The sequence below is a fragment of the Streptomyces sp. NPDC002643 genome (assembly GCF_053592555.1).
This window is the reverse complement of the sequence record NZ_JBSFVY010000025.1, coordinates 33,313-54,838: the sequence shown is the minus strand read 5'-3', so window position 1 is coordinate 54,838 and position 21,526 is coordinate 33,313. Positions and strand designations below refer to the sequence as shown.

Below are 21,526 nucleotides of genomic sequence, written 5' to 3'. Positions count from 1 at the left end.
CCCGGTCGGCGCGCACGGGTCAGCCCTGCTCCGACCGCGCCTGACCGGTGCGGCGGAGCAGGGCTCGGCGAGGGCCCCTGCGGGGGCGGGAGGTCACCGCCGGATGGTCGTCACCGCCGGATGGACATCACTGCCAGACCGACGTCACCTGCCACGCTTGCAGGCGGTCCAGGGTGGCGGTGCCGTCCTCGGCGAAGATCTCGATGCCGGTGCTGGAGGGGTCGGGGAAGATCTGGTCGGTGATCACGGCCTCGCCGTCGCCGCCGAAGACCTCGACGGACGACCAGTCGACGAGGACGCGCAGCTTGACCTTGCCGTTCTCGGCCTTGAGGGGCGCGGTCTGGACGCCGCCCGCGAAGGTGCTGTGGAAGTCCACGGCGCCGGAGCGGGTGCGGTCGACGTACAGCTCCTGGGTCGTGGTGTCGTAGCCGATGACGGTCTCCTCACCGCCCGAGCCGGTGCGGACCTTCAGGCCGAAGCGATCGGCGTCGTCGAGGGAGAAGGTCGCCTCGATGTCGAGCGCCTTGCCCGTGGCCGAGGGGCCGGTCAGGGGCTGCGAGGTGTTGGTGACCGTGACACCGGCAGCGGTCGTCGGCGGCTGCTGCCGCAGGGATTCCAGGCTGTCCACCGGCGTGCTGGTCAGCCGCACCCGGCCGTCGACCGTCCGCAGGGCCATCTCCCTCGGAACGCTCTGCGCGCCGCGCCAGGGAGAGGTGGGGACGGACTGGCCGTAGTCCCAGTTGTTCATCCAGCCAATCATGTACCGCTTGCCGTCCGGCGCGTCTTCCCAGGACACCGCCGCGTAGTAGTCCTTGCCGTAGTCGGCCCAGTCGGCGCGCTGGACGACGGAGAGGGCGGGTTCGTCGGCGGCGGTGAACCGGTCGGCCAGGACGTGGCCCCAGCCGCCGGTGTTCATGTCGACGACCTGGATGCGAGCCTGCTTGCCGACGTACGGGCGCAGGTCGAAGGAGGCCCAGTCGAGGGTCTCGCTGTCGGCGCCGGTCGCACTGCGGACGACCTCGCCGTCGACGATCAGGTTGACGGAGGTCTCCGTGGAGACGCGCTGGGCCTGGGTGTCGGACAGCACGATGTGGTCGACGTTGATGTGGCCCCAGCCGCCGGTGTTGTCGTCGACGATCCTGATCCGCGCCTTCTTCCCGGCGAGGTCGCCGACGTCCCAGGAGGCCCAGTTGAGCGCCTCGGCGTCCCGGCCCGTGGCGCTGCGGACCACTTCGCCGTCGACGAGGAGTTCTACGGCGGTGGGGTTGTCGGAACCGGCCGGGTGGTTGCCGCCGCCGACGAGGAAGTTGACGTACTGCTTGTCGAGGGTGAACTCGGGCGAGGTGAGGGTGCCGGTGGTGGAGTCGCCGTTCAGATAGGTGTTGACGAGACCGCCGCCCAGATATCCGGAGACCGGGTTCTGGTGGGGGAGGGTGCCGGTGGCGGGCGCGGTGCCGAAGGCGTCCCCGGTCGCGGCCCAGTCGCGGTACGTTCCGCCTTCGAAGTCGGCGAGGACCGTGCCCTCGGGCGGAGTGCTGGCCAGGACGGTTCCGGCCTCGTGCGCGTGCCGTCCGCCACCGATCTTGAAGTTCAAGTAGGGGCTGTCGACCGTGAATTCGGGCGAGGTGAGGGTGCCGGTGGCACCGTCACCGCCGTGGAAACTGTTGGCGAGCCCGTCCCCCTCGAAACCGGAGACGGCCCCCTGCCCGTCCAGCGCCCCGCCCGCCGGCCCCTGCCCGAACGCCGTGCCGGTGCTGGTCCACTCACCGAACCCGGCACCTTCGAAGTCCTGTACGACGGTGCCGCCGGGCGGCGTGTACGTGCCCTTGTCCTCGGCGGTGAACGTCGTGCCGTCGAAGTCGCCGACGAAGTACTGGGCGGCCGAACCCCCGGCGATACCACCGGGGTTGATGTTGACCACCAGCACCCATTTGATGTTGTCCGGGTCCCCGTCCACCGCGAGAGGGAAGAGATCCGGACACTCCCACACACCACCCGTCGCACCGGCCGGCCCGAACTCACTCAGCAGCTCCCAGTCCTTGAGATTCTTGGACGAGTAGAACCGCACCTTGTGCTCGGCGGACAGCGACACGGTCATCAGCCAGCTGTTCGTCGGCGCGTACCACTGCACCTTGGGATCGCGGAAGTCCCTGGAGTCGATGTCGATGACGGGATTGCCCTGGTACTTGGTCCAGGTGCGGCCGCGGTCGGTGCTGTAGGCGAGCGACTGGGCCTGCTCGCCGCCGTTCTTGTAGGCGCTCGTGTAGACCGCCACCATGGGCGGATTCTCCTGTGTACCGAACCCAGTGGTGTTGCCCCAGTCGACGACCGCGCCACCCGAGAACACCATCTCCTCGTCATCGTGCGACAGAGCGAGCGGCAACTCCTCCCAGTGCACGAGATCCCGGCTCACCGCGTGCCCCCAGGACATGTCGCCCCAGGAGTCGCCGTTCGGGTTGTACTGGTAGAAGAGGTGGTACTCGCCCTCGTAGTACACGAGCCCGTTGGGGTCGTTCATCCAGTTCTTCTCCGGAGTGAAGTGGAACTGGGGTCTGTAGACCTCGGCGTACGACAGCGTGTCGGCGGCGACGGCCCGGGGAGCGAGCGGCGCGGCGGCCAGAGCACAGACCGTCGCCACCGCCGCCACCAACCGCATACGGGCATGCCGGAATACGCGTACAGAGCCCATGGTCTCTCCTTGTCCCACGGTCCTCCGCACACCGGCACACCACCGACTGCGGCCCCGGCGCGAACGAACCGAAAGTGATCCCCCGGACCGACACCGACGTCCACACCGCCGACCCGGGAATTGCCCTCACGGATGTCATCGTTGACTTGTGTCATCGCTGACATCGAGTGCCCGATTATGAAGCGCGACATGGGCGGTGCGTCAACGGTGCGGGCACGATTGCCCCGAACCGACTTTGGGGCCTGCCGGGCGCAGTCGAGGCCCCAACTCCTCGCAGGGCACGCGCGACTGGGGGGCTGGTCCGATCCTGCTCCGGGGGTGGTTCGGGATGGTTCGTGGTGACGGGTAGGGGCAGTTGGTTCTCAAACCCAGCACCAACTGCCCCGCCCACAGCTGCGATTCGACCCGGGGTAAACCGGTCCACAATCCGGCAGCCCATGGCCGGCCATCTCGAACGCCTCCCGCCCATGGACGGGATCTGAGCTGTGACGTGCGGCCGCCGTTGATCATCGTTACTCACACAAGTCACGATGATCAACGGTGGCCGCACCCGTCTCCGCACCGGCCCGGACCAGACGCCCGACCAAGAAAGCAGATCGTGATCACCACTCTCCTCGCCGTCATCGGAACGCTCCTCGGATCGATCGTCACCGGCACCTTCCAACACCTTGCGGCCGGCCGCGCCGAACGTGCCGCCGCGGCGGAGCAGTTGCGCCGCGACCGGCTCGACGCGGTGACCACACTCGCCTCCGCCGGCTCCGACCACCGACGGGCCCTGTGGCTGCGCGGAGAGGCTCGGCTGCGCGGCGCCGACAACGATGAACTGGAAGAACTGCGAGCCAAGTCCCACATCACCCGCTCCGCGATCACCCGCCCCCTGGTCGCACTGCGGCTCCTCGTGCCCGACCCGGCTGTCCACGCCACCGCCCAGGCGATGGTCGTCGCCACGTACGACATGGTCGATGCCGCCACGAGCATCGAGGAGCTCACCGCGGCACAGGACGCGGCACGCGCCGCACACGACCGCTTCGTCGACGCCGCCGCTTCGTACTTCAGCGCCAACACCTGACAGTGCGAGGGCTGATGTCTTGGATGAGTTCAGCCGAAATTCCGGAAGACCTGAGGCTCCGACGGCTAGGCGTGTTGGGGCGGGTGACTCGAAAAAGCGCCCGGTGGAGGCAAAGGGCTCCACCGAGGCAACTACTAGTGTTCGGGCTCCTTCTCGGCCGACTTCGTCATCCAGGACTGACAGACCCATCGGGCAATCACACCCACGACGAGTGACACGAGAATTGCACCCCAGTCAACGATGTGCGGGAGCCCGGGAAAGAAGCCGAAGAAGGCGAGTGTGGCGACGAGACCGACGAGGAACGCGGCGATACCGGCCCGACGCCGTCGCGCTTCCCACGCCCGGCCGGATTCCCGTCCCTCTCGATCTTGCTGCTCCGTCATGAAACGCCTCACTTCGTGATGTGGTGGCACTGACTCACGCGGCGCACTCCGTTGACGTGGAGGTGGCCGCACGCCTTGCCATAACGAGGCAATGTCTGGGGAGAGTTGTTCCGCATCGGGTCGATCTTGCACTCGCTGTGGGTCCTGCCGCGTGACGTGCGGTAGGTGCGATTGTTGGTGTCGGCGTATGTGAAGTCGATGCGCCAGTTGCAGAAGCCACTGCTGAGTGCCCCGACGAAGGCGCAGTCGACGCCGGCGTTCTGGTAGGTGATCTTCCTCCCGCTCCCCCGGATGATGTGCGTGAACATGCAACCGGTCGGGACCTTCATTGTCACGCCGCCCACGCTGTATTCGAAGGTACGCACGGGAGTCGACCCGATCGCCGTGGCGTGCGCACTCGTCGACGCGGTGAGAACGAGGGCACCGGCGGCGGCTAGAGCGGTGGTGAGGCGCGCGACGTACTGCATGACCAATCGACCCTTCTGGTGATCTTCTGATGAGCACCTGGGACAACGGTGCGCCGTTGCGACCAGACAGCAGGACGTCGGCTAATTCACTGCCATGAGTGATCAAGGGAAACATGAGCTGACCAGCAGAAACGTGCGCGGACATAGTTCAGGGCGAGTGCGGATCTGAAGCTGACGACGAGGCTGGCCGGCCAATCGCCAGAGCCGGTCTCTCCGTGGCCCGAGCCGTCCTGCGCATACGGCACACCGCACACGTTTCCCGGATCACCGCTTCGAGCGACGGCCATCGCCGTCGAGAGCTTCGACGGTTTCCTCGTCATGGCGTCGGAGCCGGGTCGTGTGGTCTTCCGGTGTCCACTGAACGTTGGGTCGGTGAGGTCTCGGGTGCGTCAGATGAGGAATTCACCGACCCATGTAGGTCCAAGAGATGCATGGGCAAGTATGCGGATTCGACTTCGACCGGAATGCCCGCGTCGAACCTCGTGCAAGCGATGGCGAGGGGGCCCAGAGCCACCAAGCCCTCGCCGTTCCCGGACCGGCCTCGTTGCCGGTCCAGTACTCGTGATGCCAGGTGAGCACGTCCGACAGCGCGGCGTTGAACCGTTCCGTCTCTTGAGCAGGGTGCTCCAGGTTTCCCGGCGTCCAGTAGACGGAGAGCCGGTTGCCGGCATGCAGATACTCCTGCGGGCCGGTTGCCGGAAGGTTCTTGATCACCCCTTTTCTTCCGATACGGCACGGGACCGGGCCCTCCGCCGCGGCTCCCGAGATGAACAGTCCCGAGCCGACCTGCATCGCGGTGACCCATGCCTCCCACGTCGTGACCCCCTCCGCCAAGGAATCCGTAAGACAGTTCCACTTGGCGACGGTCGGCCCCGCCGGCCGACGCACGACCCGGGCTGCGGAGGCGAGCGCAGATCATCGCCTGGTGCAAATCTTGGACATCATCTCGGCCGCTCCAACTGCTGGAGTCGGTGGCTTGCCGCGTTGCGGACACGGCGGGTTCGTCCCCGTTCAGCGAGCAGTCTGAGGGCGTGGGGTGCGGTCACGGTCTGCGTGGTCGCGGCCATGCGCTGGAACCAGTCGGATGCCCCGGTGAGATCCTCGGCTGACCACGGCCTGCCCAGGGCGATGGATCGGAGCAGGCCCCACTCGCGCAGCCGACGAGTGAGGAAGCCGCGCTCGTCGATCACCTCGGTCATGGCCTGGGCCCAGGCGGCGAACCGGGCGTCGGTCAGCAACTGTGCGGCCCGACGGTCCAGATGGCGACCCACCGCGCCGTCCGCCATCGCTGTGTCCTGGTCGCGCAGCACAGCGGCCACCAGGTCGGCTTCGTCCGCCTCGGCGACCACCTCCAGCGCCTGCAGGTAATCGGCAAATCGCCGGTGCTCGGCGGGCTCCTCGTCGAGGTGAGGACCGGTCATGCCGCCATCCCTTCCGGGCGCTCCATCAGTCGGCCACGTTCGGTGTTGTTCGGGCCGGCCGTTGCTGTGGTGGCCAGGCCAGACTCAGGTCGTGCGGTAGGCGATGCCGTGCATGGCGTCGTGTCAGCACTGGCCCCGGCTGCGAACTCAGCCCTCCGCGTCGGCAAACCTCTGCGCGAGGTCGCGATGCCTGTCTGCGGCCAGCTTCCCCTGGGCCGGGCTGATGGTCGATCCAGCCATGCGGCTCAAGCGTTCGACCTCCTCCGAGAAGCGCAGGTGCTCGCGCCGCGCGTGCTCACGGCAGGCAAGGCAGGTGACACGATCCGGGCGAGGAGAGGTCATCGCATACGGCACCCGCAGCCCGCATCCAGTAGTGACAAGGCTCGGCAGATCACCGGCCAGACCAAACGTGGATGCCAACACGTTGCGGGTAACGGCATCGTCGTGGACCACCTTCGACTGAACGTGGATGTGCGGATCGTTCCCGCCCATGGGTCCTCCCTGCCCCGGCGACCGGACTGGCCGAGAAGTGCTGTCGCCCGGCCGCATCCTGCACAACGAGTCTGCCATGGGCCCACGAGCGCCACCCCACCAGTGATCTTGCTGCGCGATGAGGGCCGAACGACGCCTTGCCACTGCCCCCGGCCCGAACGCGACCACGCCCTACTGCTGTTCGCGCATCTCCTGCGACGCCATCCTGAACACGGCTGGCCCCTGCTGCGGTCCGCACCCACCGGCAGCACGCCCGAGGCGCGCCGCACCGCGTTGACCACCCTCGCCGGATGGCCCGCCGACACCCTCACACAGGAGGCCGCCGACCACCTGCACACCACCCAGGCACCTCAGCCGGCCAATCCCCAGGAGCCACGCCCTGACCCCGACTCCCCACCGCCTTGAGCCGTACGCCCAACTGGCGAGATGGCCGGTCATGACGAAGGCGATGTGGCCTGGCGCTGTGTGGCCGTGGCCGTCCTCAGCTGCCGCGCGATGTCGTTCGCGAAGTAGAAGTAGCTGACCATGACGGAGCCGGGCGGGCTGAGAGAGTCAGCCATCGCTACGGAGCATGCTGAGGATGTGGGGCCAGGCAGCCGCCCCCAACAGCGCGTCAGCTTCGGGCGTGCCCCCGTACAGGAATCGCGGGGATGCCGATGCGGGGCTCTCGCCTGGAAGTCGCGGGCGGTGGCCGGCATCGTGGCGGGCGATCAGACGCACGGTGGTCCCGGCTGAGCGCCGGCGCCTGGCCAGTTGTTCGGCGAAGGGAAGGGACGGCCACATGGCGTCGTCGCCGCCCGCGACCAGCAGGAGATCGGCCCGAGCCTTGTCGACGGAGATGTCCGCCGGCGGGAGCAGGTGAGCGAAGGTCAGCTCACTGCGCTCGTACCATCCGCGGATGGCGACCGGCCCGCTGCCCGGCTCTGCGGGAGCCCAGGAATCATCCAGTGGGAGGAAAGGCAGCGCCTGCTCTCGCCAGGTCCAGGACGATCGATAGGGGTGCTGCGCTCCGTCACGGCCTGGTCCGACGTTGCACCACACGCGGGACGTCGGCGACAGCGCGACGACCGCGTCCACGCGTGGATCGTGCACTGCCGTGAGCAGCGCTGCCTCAGCCCCCTTGGAGGCGCCCAGGATGCCGATGCGCTCCGCCCCGTTCGCCTGGAGGAAGTCGACGGCGGCGGTGAAGGTCTCCAGGGGAATCTCGCAGATTCCCGGGCACTGCCCCGGCCCGCCGAACCAGCGGATCGACAAGGCCGTCATGCCCTGCTCGGCGAGGATGCGTGCTCTCTCCCGTTCGACGCGCCCGCTGGAACCCGCCAGCACCACAACGCCGATGTCGCTGCCGCAGGTAGGAGCGACCAGAACGCCCTCCCATGGATCGGCCACCTCGCGCTCAATGACCTCCACATGGCCCCCAGTTGGTCCGCCTCAGCCTGTCGGCACAGCCTAATCAGCCTCGTCGCTCGTCCCGGACCGACCGCGCACCCGGGGTCGTTGAACGGAGCCTTGCACCGGAGACCGCCGACGCCTGAGATCCGACACCTTGGCAGATCGGATCACGCGGCGTCGAAGTAATGTCGAAGAAATGCGGTGGCACGCAGCTCGTTCTTACAGCTATACGAGGACGGCGAGGACGACGAAGATGATGAGGCCGACGAGGTGAGAGCAGACCGCAGGCCTACAGTCACGGCATGAACAAAACAATTGTGTGGCTTCTGGCATGCGCCGGAGCAGGCGTCATCCTGTGGTTGCTGACCAGCTCGCCGGACATCAGCTCGGCCTACTCCCGCTCCGAGTGCCACTCCGTACTGGGCAACGACTGGAGCCCCGCCCATGGGTCGATGGAGGACGGAGTGGAGGCGATGTGCACCACCTACCAGTCGCGCCGCCTGGGCTGGGCGATATTGGTCGCGGTGCCGACGGCGGTGCTCGCGTCGGCGGGCCTGCGTAGCCGAAACGCCTGACGGAACTCCTCCCGGCTCCTCTGACCTCGAAGGCCGTGTCAGGAATGATCTGCCGCATCACGATGTCGTCCGGAAGCCGTTCGCGATGGCGTCACGCTTCCGGGACGCCTTCTTCGACTGCCTGACCGCGCGCCGGGATACGTTGTTCGAGTCGAAGTGAACGCAAAAGCTCCCGACCTGTGCTTCTACAGGTCAGGAGCTTTTTCCGGAGTGCCCCCGGCAGGATTCGAACCTGCGCACACGGCTCCGGAGGCCGGACAGTTCCCAGACGTTTTAGCAGGTCAGCGGCCTGTCTGACTAACTGTCAGGCTCGCCGTCCCGCGTATGTCCCGCGATCTAGAAATGTCCTATTCTGACCTGCATGCCTCGATTGTAGTGTCCCGGAGATCTCCGGGACCAGGCTGCGGAGTACCCGGAAATAAATTCGACAGCCCCTGCTGTTGAGTGTCGGCCACACTGGCTGCACGGGAGGGGCGGTGCCGTACCTGAAGCTCTACAACACGAATGGCGGCGTGACTGAGGTCGCGCCGCGTCTTGCTGATGCCGAGGCCGATGTGCAGAGCATCGTCGAGGGCAACATGGAGAAGTTGCTCGGGGTCCGGTTCCTGGCAAGCGAGTACAGCACTGGCCCGGTCCACGGCGGCCGGATCGACTCGCTGGGCCTCGACGAGAACGGGGCTCCCGTGGTTGTCGAGTACAAGCGCGGTGTGGACTCCGGCGTCATCAACCAGGGGCTGTTCTATCTCGGCTGGCTGATGGATCACCGGGCCGAGTTCCAGCACCTGGTCCGCGACCGGCTCGGGGCCACGACCGCGGCCCAGGTGCTGTGGAGTGCGCCCAGGCTGATCTGCGTCGCCGGCGACTTCACCCGCTACGACGTGCACGCCGTACGCGAGCACCGCCGCAGCATCGACCTGGTCCGCTACCGATTCTTCGGCAAGGACCTGCTTGGTCTTGAGACCGTGGCTTCGGTCACCGGGCGCACGCCGTCCGCCAAGCGAGTTCGCCGGCGCGCGGCCGGGCTGCCGCCGGTCCGCGCGCACAGTGGGGCGCTGGCGGAGCTGGCGGAGGCGGTCGATGAGGTGTTGCTTGGCCTCGGGGACGGCGTCAGCCGGGTGCAGCGCAAGCAGTACCGCGCGTATCAGCGTCTGCGGAACTTCGCCTGTGTCTGCCCGCCGCAGAAGACCAAGCTCCTTGTCTACCTCAAGGCCGATCCGAGGGATGTCGACCTCGTGCCCGGCTTCACCCGGGACGTGACGGGGCTCGGCCACCACGGTACGGGCGACCTGGAGGTGCAGTTGCGGTCCGAGCGGGACGTGGAGCGGGCTGTGGACCTCTTCCGCGCGAGTTACGCGGCGGGGTAGCCGCCTCGTGCAGCTGTGACGCGGATGCTCGCGGGACTGCGCGGCTGTGGATGTTGTGGTGGCGGTGCCTTCCGACGAACGGGCAGGTAGTGGCGGTGGACCATCAATGATGCGGAGGTTCGCCGGTTTGGCCAACCGGCGATCCTCGGCTATGTTGCGCCCCTCGGCCGCCGCGTTGATGCCTGGGCGCGGGTGACCTGGCCTTGGTCATTCGGGGTGGCCTTGCTGGTCCGGTGGCGGAACAGGCAGTGGCCAGTACGCCGTGTCTCGCCTGCCGCCCAGCGCTTCGAGTAGGAAGTCTTCGGACAACTGTAGGGCCGGGGCGCAGCGCAGGAGCTGGGAGGGAGTGACGGGAGCACCGTCGAGCCAGGCGGTGACCAGCGGTTCGGGGAGGATAGCTTCCTCGGCGAGCTGGGCACTGCTCATGCCGAGATGGCGGGTGCGGTGGCGCAGATAGGCCGTGTTTTAGAACCAGGTCTGTTGCCGCGCCTCGCGCCGTGATGATCGTGGTGTGGGGCGTGGGGATCTCTCGAATGAGCAGTGGGCTGTGCTGGAACCGTTGTTGCCGGTTGCGCAGGTCGGCAGGCCGTCGGGGGCTTCCCCCGAACGCTCGGTGGTCGAGGCGGCCGTCCGGGAGGCGGGCTGGGTGCGCTGCCCCGCGTGCGCGCACGTCGGGCCATCGGCCAACCACGCCTGCACCGCCGACGCCCCGGCTGGCGACCGGTCACCCACCTCACCCGAACCTGGGCTGGATCAGGAGCAGGAACTCGCGCCACCGGCCCCCGCCGCGACGTCGCTGGCCGAGTACGGGGCGGCCGCCCAGGGCCTAGGGCTGCCGGGGGCGGACCACCCGTCGTGGGAGGCGGTGCCGCTGCATCTGCGGCAGCAACTGCGGGGCCCCGCGCGCGAACTCGTGTCGCCGGTGCAAGGGCCGCTGGCGGCGCGGGAGAACCGAAGCCTGCTGAGCGCGGTACGAGCGGCCAGCCGGATGCGGATGACCGGCGCGCATTGGCCACTGCTGCTGACTGCCGACCGGGAGTCGTTCGGCAGCCCGCGCAGCCAGCGTGCCCAGAGGCTGTACGCAGTGCTGGAGCAGGTGGCGGCTCAACACGCGGCGCCCGCCGAGAATGAGGGCGTTGGCCCGCAGGCTCGCCATGTTGAGCGAACCGTTCGCAACCTTCACTGAGACCGGACATGGCCGTGGGCGATGTCCCAGTCGGTGGCCATCAGCTCCAAAGTCGGCACCCAGCATGGGGGGGGGTGCGGTGCGGGGCCGGTGATGGCGGCACCACGAGGGCTTTTCATGAGTGGTACGGGGCGACGGGGGGGGAAGGCCAAGGGGGCGGAGGGACCGGCCGGAGGCCGATGGTCGCAGGTTGCCAGCCCTGCGCCGGTGTGGGCGTCTGGGCGCCGCTGGCTGACCTGCCCGGCGGAGGGCGGGACTTTGGTCATGAGGGCATCGGGTGACCTGAAGTCGTCACTTCATCCGGTGCGTTGGGAGACCCGCGGGCTGGGCGGCGGGAAGAGAAGTACGGTGGGAAACCCTCACGTTCCGTTTTCATCAGAGACCGTAATGCGGAGCCTTGGATCACCCGATCGGGCTACTTTCATGAGGGTCTGATGAGCGGTTCCGAAGGGTAAGGTCAGCGCATTCAGACTCCATATCGCCATCGTTTCGCCCGCGATGGTCAAAGGGTGACCTGTATTGGTCGTTTCCCGGCGGAGGGTGACCGTCCGGTCTGTCAATGGGCCTTGGAGGGTTCCGTTTTCACGGACGCCCGGTGACGTGATGTTGATCATGGTGTGCGGCTAAGTTGCGAAGCATGAGTCGGGACCCCTCTAGCACAGGGGCCCCGACCGATGACCCATGTACAGCCCTGCATCAAAGGAAATGCACATGACTCAATTGCGCCGGTGGCTGGTGTGGCCGCGTCCGGCAGCAACAGAAACTAGCATTCCGCTGGTCTTGCTGCCCCAAACCAATCTGCTGAGTTGCCTGGTGGTGAAAGTGCGCTGGGGCTCGGTCGCGATGACTCTCCTGGCGACGGTTTCGGCGGTCTACGGGCCGGTAGTGCCCGAGCAGGTGTGGTGGGCCTTGGTGGCCGGGGCGGTCACCGACCGCTCGGTCTTCAGCTACCAGCGCTTCCGCCGCCGTTGATGGTAGTGGTGCGGGGTGGGGACCCGATGCCGGGTCCCGCCCCGCACCGCAGCGCAATGGGTTTTGGGGATGGTGCCGGAGGGGGTTTCCGCTCTCTGGGGTGCCACAGACTCAGCGGATGGGCGAGAAATATGAATGAGAAGGCACCGCGCTCTGGGCAGAAGGAGCGCTATCAGTACGGCTATTGCGCGTTCACGCAGTGCGGACGCCGGTTCAGGAGGAAAAAGGGGCGGGGTCGTCCGCGCCAGTACTGCCAGGAAGCGTGCAAGCAGCGGGCGCAGCGGTTACGCAGTCGCCCGCAGCCGACGGGGCCGGCGCCGGTGATGCTCTCCCCGCGCTGGGGCCCGGGAGTCGCTCAGCAGTTGCACGCGTTGACCGCGGAACTCGTCAGTGCCGAACACCGTGGTGCCGATCTGGCTGAACTCGCCGGGCGCGCGGCGGCGGTCGGCGCCGAGGTTGCCCACTACTGGGGGGCCGCCGTGCACGACGCCCGGACGCAAGGGGCCAGTTGGGGCGACGTGGCACGTCAGGCGAAAGTCAGCGAGGCGACCGCCCGCGCCAAGTGGAACGAACGGAGCCTGCGTCGGCAGATGTGCCGGCGGGCCAGGCAAGCTGCGGTCGAGGTACCGGAGTCGGCCGATGCCGTACCGCCCACCGGTACCACGGACCACCGGCAGCGTCTCGGCTCCGCTCTGTCCTTCCTCCTGCGTTCCCGCCACAAGACGGCTCAGGAGGTTGCGCAGGAGGCGGGGCTGTCCCCCTCGGGGCTGTCCCGGCTGCTGGCGGGGGAGCGCGTGCCGGACTGGGCGACCGTGTTCACCGTGGTCACGGCGGCCGGCGGGAAACCGGAGGATTTCCGGGTGCTGTGGGAGTGGGCCCACGGCCGGCACCCCTTGCCCCGGGCCTCCGCGTCGACAGCGCTGGCGCGGCTGCAGGGAACACTGCGCGGTCTGCTCCTGGCCGCAGGACGTACAGCTGACGGAGGGCACATGCCCAAGGACTGTGAGGAACTGGCCGCCGTTCTGGGTGGTGACCTCGTTCCTGACTGGGAAACCACCGGCCGGATCGTCACCCGGCTCGGTGGCAGCCCCGCCCTGGTCCGTCCGCTGTGGGACGAGGTCCAGACGGCGTTCCTGATCGCGCTTGACTTCTTCCCCGGCCAAGGAGTACCCGGTGCGCGCGAGCTCACCTGACGGTTTCCAGGCCGACCGCCGCCGATCGAGGCTGCCGGCAGGACGGCGGCGGTCACCGGGCCGAGCCCTCGCCTCCTCCGGCGTCGGGGTGACGGCCGCATCCCGATGCGACGGCGCGGAGGTCGAGATCGGCATGCCGGCCGCCTTCACCGCGTTCTGCCAGGTCCACCTGGACATCTACACCCGCTACGCCGCCCTGCGGGTGGGCGATGACGGGCACGGGCGCATCCTGGCGCGGGCGGCGCTGGGCGACCTGGCCATGGTGTGGGCCGAGGCACTGCAGAGCCCCTCGCCCTCCGCCCTGGCCTGGCGGCTGCTCACCGCCCGGATCACCCGCGCCGCTGCCGACGACCGGGCCCTCTACCGCGTCCTGCCCCTCGCGCAGGCCGACGCCGTACTGCTGCGCTACCGGCTGGGCTTGCCCGAGGAGAAGGCCGCCGCGGTGATGGGCTGGCAGCCGGGCGAGTTCACCACGCTGCTGAAATCCGCCGTACGGACCGGTGCAGCCGCCTGACACGGCCCACCTCGCCGCCCGGTCGCTACGTGCGCCCGCGTACGCCGGTGAGGTCATCGATGCCCGAAACGGAGCCCGGGATGCAATTTCACTCCTGTGGGCGACCGCAAACCCGAGGTCTGAGGTGGATCATGTAACGCGTAACTCCTAGCATGGAGTGCCTACTTGACATACCGTCGTGCGGGGCTTCCTGCCGAGGTGTGCGTCGGGCGAGGGCATGCGGGGGCCGTGCGGATGATCGATGTGAGTCAGGCCAGCGACGCACGCATCTACAGCTTTCTCCTCGGTGAAACCGACCACTACCCGGCCGACCGCGAAGCCGCCGGGCGTCTTGCTGAGCTAGTTTCAGATACTCATCAACTGACCCGGATCAACCGGCAGTTCCTGCGCCGAACGGTGCGCTATCTTGCTGCCGTCCAAAAGATCGAGCAGTTCCTCGACCACGGCTCGGGGCTGCCGACCGCCCGGAACAACGTCCACCACGTCGCCCGCCGCGCCAACTCCGCGGTCCGTGTGGTCTATGTCGACAACGATCCGATGGTCGTGGCGCACGCCCGGATGATGCTGGACAGCGAGCACTCTCTGATCGTCGACGCCGACATGTGCGACACCACAGCCGTGCTCGGCGCCAGCGAGCGGGCCGGCGTGCTGCGCCGCCGGGCGGCGGTGGGTGTGCTGTTTCTGTTCTCTCTGCACTGCGTCGCCGACGAACGAGATCCCTGGCAGTTGGTCCGTCACGTGATGGACCAACTGCCCTCCGGCAGCTGCCTGGTGGTCAGCGACCTCGTCAGCGACGACGCCGGCGCGCGGGACGAGGTCTCGCAGCTGATGCACCGGCTGACCGGCCGCCCATGGGTGGTGAGGGCGCCATCCGAGATCGACCGCTTCTTCGACGGCCTGGAACCCATCGGCGGCCCGATCGGCGACGTCGCCCAGTGGAGGCCCGGCACGCATCTGAAACTTCCGCGCCCCGACCGCACCTGGAGCGTCTACGGCGGCATCGCACGCAAACCCTAGAAGCGCAGGAGAGGATTTAGTCGGCCAGCTGGTCGATGTAGTGCTGCAGCAGGTCGAGGGTCTCCTCGCGTGTGGCCGCCTGGGCCCACAGACTGGTCAGCACCAGCCGGTGGCGTTCCACCTCGGTGGTGTGGGTCAGGTAGCTTCCGCCGTTGCGTACTTCCAGGTACACCATGTCCTCGCCGCCGTCCGGGGGGAAGGCGAGGAAGGTGATGGACGGGGCCGGGGCCATGACCGCGTCACCCGCGCTGAACGGCAGGACGCGGATGCGGATGTGCTCGACGTTCTCCTCCAGGCTGTACAGCTCGCGCAACTGCTGACGCATCACCGCCGGCCCGCCGACCGGCCGGGCCAGGACAGCCTCGTCCACCAGCGCGTAGAAGTGGGGTGGCTCGGCGGCGTGCAGTAGCGCGCGGCGCCGCTGGCGCACGGCCACCGTGCGCTCGCGCCGCTCGGACTGTTTCTCGGCGTCGTCGGCGGACAGGTCGGGGAAGGCGAGCCGTGTGAGGGCCCGCGTGTACTCTGCAGTCTGCAGCAGGCCGGGCACGTACTGCACTTCGTAGGTGCGGATCTCGCGGGCGGCGGTCTCGACGCTGATGAGGCGTTCCAGCCAGCCGGGGACCACATCGCGGAACTCCTCCCACCACAGAGTCTGCCGCGCCCGCTCGATCAGCGTGACCAGAGAGTTCAGTTCGGCTTCGCTGGTGACCCCGTAGTACTTGGCCAGGCCAAGCACCGTGTTGGCTTTCAGCGGCGTGGTGCCGTTCTCGATGCGGCTGAGGGTGGCCGCCGAGCCGACCACGCCCGACCGCACTACATCAATCAGCCGCAGCTGTTTGTCCTTGCGCAACTGGCGCAGGTGGGCGCCCACCACCCGGCTCGCACCGGCCGGATAGGCGCCCGGGTCGTCGCCGTCTCCGACAGCCCGAAGGATTTGACCGCCAGACACTCAGACTCCCTTGGTCACCCGCTGGTCCAACTCCAGGGCCAGAGTGGGGATCTGGTGAGTAAGACCGCAAGCCTGGAGCATCGATATTCAGTCGGCCAGGTGGTCAAACTCTCCCCCCTTTACGCCAGTCAGCATCGCCGCCATTTCCGAACGTGTGAACACTAAGGCCGGTCCTCCGGGGAACCGGGAGTTGCGTACGGCGGTTTCCCCGTTCGGAAGGGCCGCAAATTCTACACAACTTCCGCCCTCCGGTGTGCTGGCCGAACTCTTCACCCACCGGATGCCGGTGATGCTGTCGGCCGCGACTCCGTTTGCGTAGGCTCCCAACTCTCGTCCTTTCCCGCTGACGTCGGCGCAGTTCCGCACGGCCCGGCCCCGCCCGCACAGCGTCGTGCGGGCCTGACGGCAGAGACGGCGACGCCCGTGAAATTTTCATGGGCACATGGAATTTCCGTCGATCTTAGAGCGTGATTTTCATGCATGTCGTCCCCCGAAAGGGCGTTCTTGTCCATGTGATGATCCGACAAGCAAGGGGGTGGTTGGCCATGCGACCGGGCGAAGAGCCGCGAGCGGTCAGCTTGGCTGGATCTGCACGGGTAGCGCCGCCTGGCGAATCACCGGCACTCGACTGGGGCCTGGCGATGGGCGTCTCCGCCGCCAACTTCGCCGCCGCGAAGATCAACCCCAGTTCTGAAGGACTCGACCGCGCACGGCAGTTCACCCAGGACAACCTCCGGCGGTGGGGCGTGGACCGCGCCGTGGACGACACGGTGAGAGTGATGGCCGAACTCGCCGCAAACGCCCTGCGCCACACGACCGCTGGCCGGGAAGGAGCCTGGCTCGGGCTGGCCACCAGCCCGCGCGCCGTGACGTGCGTCGTGCTCGACCCAAGTCCCCGCCGGCCGACCCTCCTCACGAGCAGCGGCCTGCCCACCGCAGGCCGGGGACTGCACGTCGTCACCGCCCTGTCCGCCACATGGGGGTGGAGCCCGCAGGACCGAGGCAAAGCGGTGTGGGCCCGCATCCCGCTCTAGCGGCCCTGGCTCTACCACAAGTGATTCTCCGCGCGGCTGCCGTTCCAGGCGGTGGCGGCGTCCAGCTCGGGCAGATCGGCGGGGTTGACGTCGCGGTGAGGTCGGCCTGGGGCGCGGTCTGCGAGGGATCATCCGCCGGTCAACGATGCAGCGAGGACTGGGCGCCCTACCCGGCGTGCGGCGTTCATGAAGGGCCACCTCCAGCTCGTCGGTATTCACCGGGCGTGGTCGAGCCTCTCGGTGGGCAGGGCGCTGCGGCACGGCACTCTGGGCGTGGGCCCGTAAGCACGCGTGGGAGCGGGCCAGGGCCTGGAGGACGGCGGCTGGCCAAGGCTCGGGCTGCAGCCGCGGAGGGCGCCCCGTTCTCCATGAGCCGACCGCGCCTCCGGCCCCGGTGGTCGGATGGACGACCGCCGGGGTCAGCGGGCGCGGGTGACCTCGATGATTGTGTCCGGGCAGCCGTCGAGGACCTCGGCGAGCGTGGCCTGTTCGGCGGGGTCGACGGCAAGGCCCCAGCGGGTTTTGATCGCGATCCAGTCGGTGGCGTACGTGCACCGGTAGCTGGCGGCCGGCGGCTGCCAGGTGGCCGGGTCCTGGTCGGCTTTGGAGCGGTTGCTGGCGGCGGAGACCGCGATCAGGGCGCGGGGGTCGTCGAGGTCATTGGCGTAAGCCTGGCGTTCGGCCGGGGTCCATCCGGAGGCACCAGAGTCCCAGGATTCGGCGAGAGGTACGAGGTGGTCGATGTCAAGGGCGCGGGCCTGGGTGAAGCTGGTGTCGTCGTACGGTGAGTACCAGGAGCCGCCTGTCAGCGCGCAGTTGCTGCCCTGGGCGGGGGCGGTGACGGCTTCTTCCAGGAGAACCTCGTTGCGGGTGTTGCAGCCGTCGCGGTCGGCGTCGGTCCAGTGCCGGAACTTCGTGCGTTCGTAGCCGGTGCGGTCCTCGTCCTGGACGGGCAGGGCCAGCAGGGCGTCTCGGGCGGGCAGCACGACGGTGTCACCGGGAGCGACGGCGTACGCCGTGGTGGTCGGAGCGAGCAGGAGGGTGTACATGGAGACGACGGCGGACGCGGCGCCGGCGGCACGGGCGAGACGCATGAGGGGATTCCTTCCGAAGACCACAGACAGGCTGTGATCTTGGTAGCGGACCCGATAGCCGGTTGTCCGCCGCTCGGCCGTCGACTCACCCGTGAAGACGGTAAGTCACATCGTCGCCTAGCTGACGCGGCCTATGCCGCGCGGGACTCCCGCCGGCCAGGTTCGGTGCCAGTGACCGCTGGCCGGATGGCGATCATGAGCCGGACCATCTCGTATAACACACGACGTCCTGACTTTCCTCGGAGCCGGTGGGAACCTCACACCCGACCATCAGCGCATTCCTCGATCGATACGCAAACTGGCCCAGCAGAGCCAGCTTTCACTCGGCATTGACTGGGGCCTGTCGATCCCGGCCGCTCATGATGGCTATACACACGAGTCGCGGCTCCGGTCCACTTCTTGGGCTCTGTCGCTGATTTGGGGGTGCGTGACGATCAAGAGCAGGCGGGCATCACCAGCGCGTGGGGGATGTGGTTCGCCTCGCTGACCTCCTTCTTCAGGGGCCGGAGTCGAGGTAGAAGAGGTTGCCCTTGGGGACGCTGAGGTCCGTCTTGCCGTGCGGTCCACGGTGGGGTCGGCCGCCTGTCCGGGATGTGGATGGAGATCCTCGCGAGTGCACTGCTACTACCAGCGGTGTCTGGCGGACCGTCCCGTTGCTGGTCGGCAGGTGCGACTGGACCTGCGGGCACGTCGTCTCGTGTGCGGCAACAACAGTTGCGGATGTCGAACCTTCGACGAGCAGATCCCGGGCCTGACGCGTCGACACGCACGCCGCACGAATGCCCTCACCGCCCAGCTCACCGACATCGCCCTGTTCCCGGGCGGACGAGCCGGCGCCAGTCTGTGCGGACGCCTTGCCGTCACCACCGGCAAACTCACGATCCCGCTGTCCGGGATTGTGCTGGCGACGAGAGCCGCAGCGGCTACTGCTTCGACGCCGTCTCCGCCAGCGACGCGTGCTCCGGAGGCCGCGTGACTCGCTGGAGTGCTCGCTCGCGCACATCGATGGCCTTCTGAGGAGACAGACCCTCAAGTTCGTCGACGAACTCTGCGGCGAGGCCGCTGTCGAACGGGCCGGTCCCCCACGTTCCCATGCACGGTTCTGCGCCCGATGTGTAATTGTGCGGCCCCCGGGTCGGTGTCAGTGGCGGCGTGTACGTTTCCGATTCGCAAGGTTCCAGCAGAGATTGCGTTCTGTCTTGGGAGGTTCGCTATGCCCGCGTCCGGAGACCAGTTGTACGCGCACAGCCGCAGTGCCGTGTCGGGGAGCCGGCATTCGCTGGAGGAGCATCTGCGTGGCTCGGCGGCGCTGGCGAGTCGGTTTGGCGAGGTGTTCAGGGCGGGGGAGTTGGCCGCGTACCTTGCGCTGATCCACGATGTGGGCAAGGGCACCTGTTCATGGCAGGGCAGGCTTCTGGAGGCGGAACGCCGCGGTGGCGGCAGGGTCGGCCTGCCGCACAAGCACGCCGGTACCCTGCTCGCGGACCGGTACACGCAGTTGGAGTTCGGCGGGGTGGTCTTCGGTCACCATGGCGGTCTGCCCGATATGGACAAGCTGCGGACCGAGCTGGTGAAGGCACAGCCTGGCGGGGAGTACGCCCGGCTTGTCGACGAGGCTATCCGTGCTGTGGAGGAGGTGATTCCGGAGATCCATCCGGAGCCGCGCCCCACGCCACCGGCGTGGTTGTGGGATCTGCCCAAGTCTGAGCGGAGGCTGGGCCTGGACCTGCTGCTTCGGATGCTGTTCAGCTGCGTGGTGGACGCGGACTTCCTGGATACGTCCGCACATTTCGACAGCACTGTGGCACGGCTGCGTGAGCCGGCGAACATGGGCGCGCTGGTGGAGCGGTATGAGGTACGGCGGGCGAAAGTGCTGGCTGATCGGGAGCCGTCTCCAGTGGACGCGGTGCGGCAGTCGGTCTACGAGCAGGCATGTGCTGCGGCCTCGGGACAGCCGGGCGTGTACGTGCTGCACGTGCCGACGGGTGGGGCCAAGACGCTGGCTGCCGGAGGCTTCGCCCTTCGACATGCGGCCGTGCACGGCATGCGGCGCGTGGTTCTCGCCGTGCCGTACATCTCCATCACGGAGCAGAACGCCGCCGTCTACCGGGACCTTCTCGATCCCGAGCCCGGCTCCGGGGAGGAGGCTGTGGTGCTGGAACACCACAGCGCGGTGGATCTCGATACGGAGGCGCCGCTCGACGGGCTGTCGGAGGCACAGCGGGCCGAGTCGGAGCGGCGGGCACATGCCGCGCGGCTGGCGGCGGAGAACTGGGACGCACCGTTCGTGGTGACCACCACGGTGCGGCTGTTTGAGTCGCTGTTCTCGCACAAGCCGTCGCAGATGCGGCGCCTGCACAACCTGGCCGGGTCGGTGATCGTGCTGGATGAGGTGCAGGCCCTGCCGGATCGCCTGCTCGTCCCGATCTTGAGTGTGCTGCGGGGGCTGGTCGACCACTTCGGGGTCACGGTGCTGCTGGTGTCGGCCACTCAGCCGTCGTTTTGGGAGCTGCCCCGGTGGGAGGGCCTGGAGCGGAAGGCGATCGTGGAGGATCCGTCCGCGCTGTTCGCCGCGCTGCGCCGGGTCACCTACGAGTGGCGCACCGGCGAGGACGTCACCTTGGAGAGCATCGCTGCCGAGGCGGCCGGGCATCGGCAGGTGCTGACCGTGACGGCCACTACCAAGGACGCTGCCCGACTCCACCGCCATCTTCAACGGGCCACGGCCGAGGGGGAGGTGCTGCACCTGTCGACGCGTATGACGGGCGCGCACCGCCGCGAGGTCATTGCCCGGATCAAGACGCTGCTCGCCCTTGGACAGCCGGTGCAAGTCGTGTCCACCAGCCTGATCGAGGCCGGTGTTGATCTCGACTTTCCGCGCGTGTACCGGGCGTGGGCGCCGGCGGAGTCGATGCAGCAGGCGGCGGGCCGCTGTAACCGCGACGGGCGTCTGTCCAGTGGCACGGTGGTCATCTTCCAGCCCACGGACGGCGGTCAGCCGGGCGGGACTCAGTACGAGGCGGCCGTGCAGGCCAGCGACACCTATTTCGGACCGCAGTTTGCTGATCCCGATGACCTTGTGGCGCTGGATGGCTACTACCCCGTCCGCTACGCCCTGCAGTTGGGACTGGGTGAGGAGATCGAGAATCTGCGCCGCCGTCTGGACTTCCCGAAGGTCGACCTCGCCTTCCAGATGATCGAGGACGAGCACAGCGTCCCGGCCATCGTCGTCCGCGACGAGGCGGACCGGGAAGCGATCGAGACAGCCGTCGCCCGGCTGCGTGACCCCTTCCGTCCGTGCGGGCCGGAGGTCCTGCGCAGCCTGCAGCCGCACACGGCCTCCCTGCCGCGCCAGGAGGCGGAAACGGCCGTTCGCTGCGGCCTTGCCGTGCCGGTGACCGGTGACCTGATCCTGTGGCTCGGCGTCTACCACGAGCAGCGAGGACTGGACCCGGACGAGCCGGAAGACCGCAGGGGCTTCACTCTCTGAGACAGATCCAATGAGCTGGCGGCTGCTCGGCCTTGAGGCGTGCCAACATGGCGAGGTGGCCCACCGCACCGGGCTGCGTGGCGGCCTTGCCGACTGGACGACGTTCCTGGCAGGACCGAGGAGCGCGACTGAACGATGACAAGGTGCTGAAGAACAAGCATGGCGGTCGCCCTCCGGGGCGACCGAGGGTCGTAACTCACGGCCCGTTCAGGGCTCGTGAAACGT

Annotated in this window: 22 protein-coding genes; 10 read left to right on the top strand and 12 right to left on the bottom strand. The window is 68.1% G+C overall.

Going from position 1 to position 21,526, the window contains the following annotated elements; translation table 11 throughout:
• Positions 1-127: 127 nt before the first annotated feature.
• Positions 128-2,689, bottom strand: a complete 2,562-nt coding sequence (locus ACWD4G_RS32070) for a GH32 C-terminal domain-containing protein (RefSeq protein ID WP_451299641.1) — start codon at positions 2,687-2,689, stop codon at positions 128-130.
• A gap of 598 nt (positions 2,690-3,287) precedes the next feature.
• Between ACWD4G_RS32070 and ACWD4G_RS32065 the strand changes: the two genes are divergently transcribed.
• Positions 3,288-3,758: a hypothetical protein gene (locus ACWD4G_RS32065; protein ID WP_451299639.1), complete on the top strand. Its 471-nt coding sequence runs from the start codon at positions 3,288-3,290 to the stop codon at positions 3,756-3,758.
• Between the two features lie 391 nt (positions 3,759-4,149).
• Here ACWD4G_RS32065 and ACWD4G_RS32060 read toward each other — a convergent pair whose 3' ends face one another.
• The 6 genes from ACWD4G_RS32060 to ACWD4G_RS32035 all read right to left on the bottom strand — a co-directional run bounded on the left by ACWD4G_RS32060 (position 4,150) and on the right by ACWD4G_RS32035 (position 7,931).
• Entirely contained in the window at positions 4,150-4,608 is a 459-nt protein-coding gene (locus ACWD4G_RS32060; protein ID WP_451299637.1) for a hypothetical protein, read from the bottom strand.
• Positions 4,609-4,924: 316 nt separating this feature from the next.
• Entirely contained in the window at positions 4,925-5,413 is a 489-nt protein-coding gene (locus tag ACWD4G_RS32055) for an Imm49 family immunity protein (RefSeq protein ID WP_451299792.1), read from the bottom strand.
• A gap of 136 nt (positions 5,414-5,549) precedes the next feature.
• The gene (locus ACWD4G_RS32050; RefSeq protein ID WP_451299635.1) at positions 5,550-6,029 is read right to left on the bottom strand and encodes a hypothetical protein; all 480 of its coding nucleotides are present in this window, start codon (positions 6,027-6,029) and stop codon (positions 5,550-5,552) included.
• A gap of 147 nt (positions 6,030-6,176) precedes the next feature.
• A complete protein-coding gene (locus ACWD4G_RS32045; RefSeq protein WP_451299633.1) occupies positions 6,177-6,521 on the bottom strand; it encodes a hypothetical protein in 345 nt (114 codons plus the stop codon).
• 434 nt (positions 6,522-6,955) lie between these two features.
• Complete coding sequence (locus ACWD4G_RS32040) at positions 6,956-7,081, bottom strand: hypothetical protein (protein WP_451299631.1); 126 nt, start codon at positions 7,079-7,081, stop codon at positions 6,956-6,958.
• Positions 7,074-7,931 carry an acyl-CoA thioester hydrolase/BAAT C-terminal domain-containing protein gene (locus tag ACWD4G_RS32035; RefSeq protein ID WP_451299629.1) on the bottom strand — a complete coding sequence of 286 codons (858 nt, stop codon included), beginning with the start codon at positions 7,929-7,931 and terminating at the stop codon, positions 7,074-7,076. Before ACWD4G_RS32035 ends, ACWD4G_RS32040 begins: the two co-directional genes overlap by 8 nt.
• 284 nt (positions 7,932-8,215) lie before the next feature.
• Between ACWD4G_RS32035 and ACWD4G_RS32030 the strand changes: the two genes are divergently transcribed.
• Positions 8,216-8,488: a hypothetical protein gene (locus ACWD4G_RS32030; RefSeq protein WP_451299627.1), complete on the top strand. Its 273-nt coding sequence runs from the start codon at positions 8,216-8,218 to the stop codon at positions 8,486-8,488.
• Positions 8,489-8,964: 476 nt separating this feature from the next.
• A complete protein-coding gene (locus ACWD4G_RS32025; RefSeq protein WP_451299625.1) occupies positions 8,965-9,852 on the top strand; it encodes a DUF5655 domain-containing protein in 888 nt (295 codons plus the stop codon).
• A gap of 207 nt (positions 9,853-10,059) precedes the next feature.
• Here ACWD4G_RS32025 and ACWD4G_RS32020 read toward each other — a convergent pair whose 3' ends face one another.
• Complete coding sequence (locus ACWD4G_RS32020; protein WP_451299623.1) at positions 10,060-10,278, bottom strand: hypothetical protein; 219 nt, start codon at positions 10,276-10,278, stop codon at positions 10,060-10,062.
• 121 nt (positions 10,279-10,399) lie between these two features.
• On the opposite strand from ACWD4G_RS32020, the gene ACWD4G_RS32015 reads away from it, so the two are divergent.
• The 5 genes from ACWD4G_RS32015 (at position 10,400) to ACWD4G_RS31995 (ending at position 14,734) form a co-directional block, all read left to right on the top strand.
• Complete coding sequence (locus ACWD4G_RS32015) at positions 10,400-11,038, top strand: hypothetical protein (protein WP_451299621.1); 639 nt, start codon at positions 10,400-10,402, stop codon at positions 11,036-11,038.
• A gap of 711 nt (positions 11,039-11,749) precedes the next feature.
• Complete coding sequence (locus ACWD4G_RS32010; RefSeq protein WP_451299620.1) at positions 11,750-12,010, top strand: hypothetical protein; 261 nt, start codon at positions 11,750-11,752, stop codon at positions 12,008-12,010.
• A gap of 362 nt (positions 12,011-12,372) precedes the next feature.
• Entirely contained in the window at positions 12,373-13,203 is an 831-nt protein-coding gene (locus tag ACWD4G_RS32005; protein ID WP_451299618.1) for a helix-turn-helix domain-containing protein, read from the top strand.
• Positions 13,184-13,717, top strand: a complete 534-nt coding sequence (locus ACWD4G_RS32000; RefSeq protein ID WP_451299616.1) for a hypothetical protein — start codon at positions 13,184-13,186, stop codon at positions 13,715-13,717. Before ACWD4G_RS32005 ends, ACWD4G_RS32000 begins: the two co-directional genes overlap by 20 nt.
• Positions 13,718-13,951: 234 nt before the next feature.
• Positions 13,952-14,734, top strand: a complete 783-nt coding sequence (locus ACWD4G_RS31995; protein WP_451299614.1) for an SAM-dependent methyltransferase — start codon at positions 13,952-13,954, stop codon at positions 14,732-14,734.
• Positions 14,735-14,750: 16 nt separating this feature from the next.
• Here ACWD4G_RS31995 and ACWD4G_RS31990 read toward each other — a convergent pair whose 3' ends face one another.
• Together ACWD4G_RS31990 and ACWD4G_RS31985 are read right to left on the bottom strand one after the other, a co-directional pair.
• Positions 14,751-15,683, bottom strand: coding sequence for a helix-turn-helix domain-containing protein (locus tag ACWD4G_RS31990; RefSeq protein WP_451299612.1), 933 nt, complete (start codon positions 15,681-15,683; stop codon positions 14,751-14,753).
• A gap of 87 nt (positions 15,684-15,770) precedes the next feature.
• Complete coding sequence (locus ACWD4G_RS31985; RefSeq protein ID WP_451299610.1) at positions 15,771-16,049, bottom strand: DUF397 domain-containing protein; 279 nt, start codon at positions 16,047-16,049, stop codon at positions 15,771-15,773.
• 275 nt (positions 16,050-16,324) lie between these two features.
• Here ACWD4G_RS31985 and ACWD4G_RS31980 point away from each other — a divergent pair, with 275 nt between their 5' ends.
• Entirely contained in the window at positions 16,325-16,717 is a 393-nt protein-coding gene (locus tag ACWD4G_RS31980; RefSeq protein WP_451299609.1) for an ATP-binding protein, read from the top strand.
• Between the two features lie 419 nt (positions 16,718-17,136).
• On the opposite strand, the gene ACWD4G_RS31975 is transcribed toward ACWD4G_RS31980, so the two are convergent.
• Both ACWD4G_RS31975 and ACWD4G_RS31970 read right to left on the bottom strand, forming a co-directional pair.
• Positions 17,137-17,811 carry an HNH endonuclease family protein gene (locus ACWD4G_RS31975; RefSeq protein WP_451299607.1) on the bottom strand — a complete coding sequence of 225 codons (675 nt, stop codon included), beginning with the start codon at positions 17,809-17,811 and terminating at the stop codon, positions 17,137-17,139.
• 923 nt (positions 17,812-18,734) lie between these two features.
• The gene (locus ACWD4G_RS31970; RefSeq protein ID WP_451299605.1) at positions 18,735-18,905 is read right to left on the bottom strand and encodes a DUF4259 domain-containing protein; all 171 of its coding nucleotides are present in this window, start codon (positions 18,903-18,905) and stop codon (positions 18,735-18,737) included.
• A gap of 119 nt (positions 18,906-19,024) precedes the next feature.
• Between ACWD4G_RS31970 and ACWD4G_RS31965 the strand changes: the two genes are divergently transcribed.
• Positions 19,025-21,301: a CRISPR-associated endonuclease Cas3'' gene (locus tag ACWD4G_RS31965; protein ID WP_451299604.1), complete on the top strand. Its 2,277-nt coding sequence runs from the start codon at positions 19,025-19,027 to the stop codon at positions 21,299-21,301.
• The last annotated feature ends 225 nt before the right edge of the window (positions 21,302-21,526 follow it).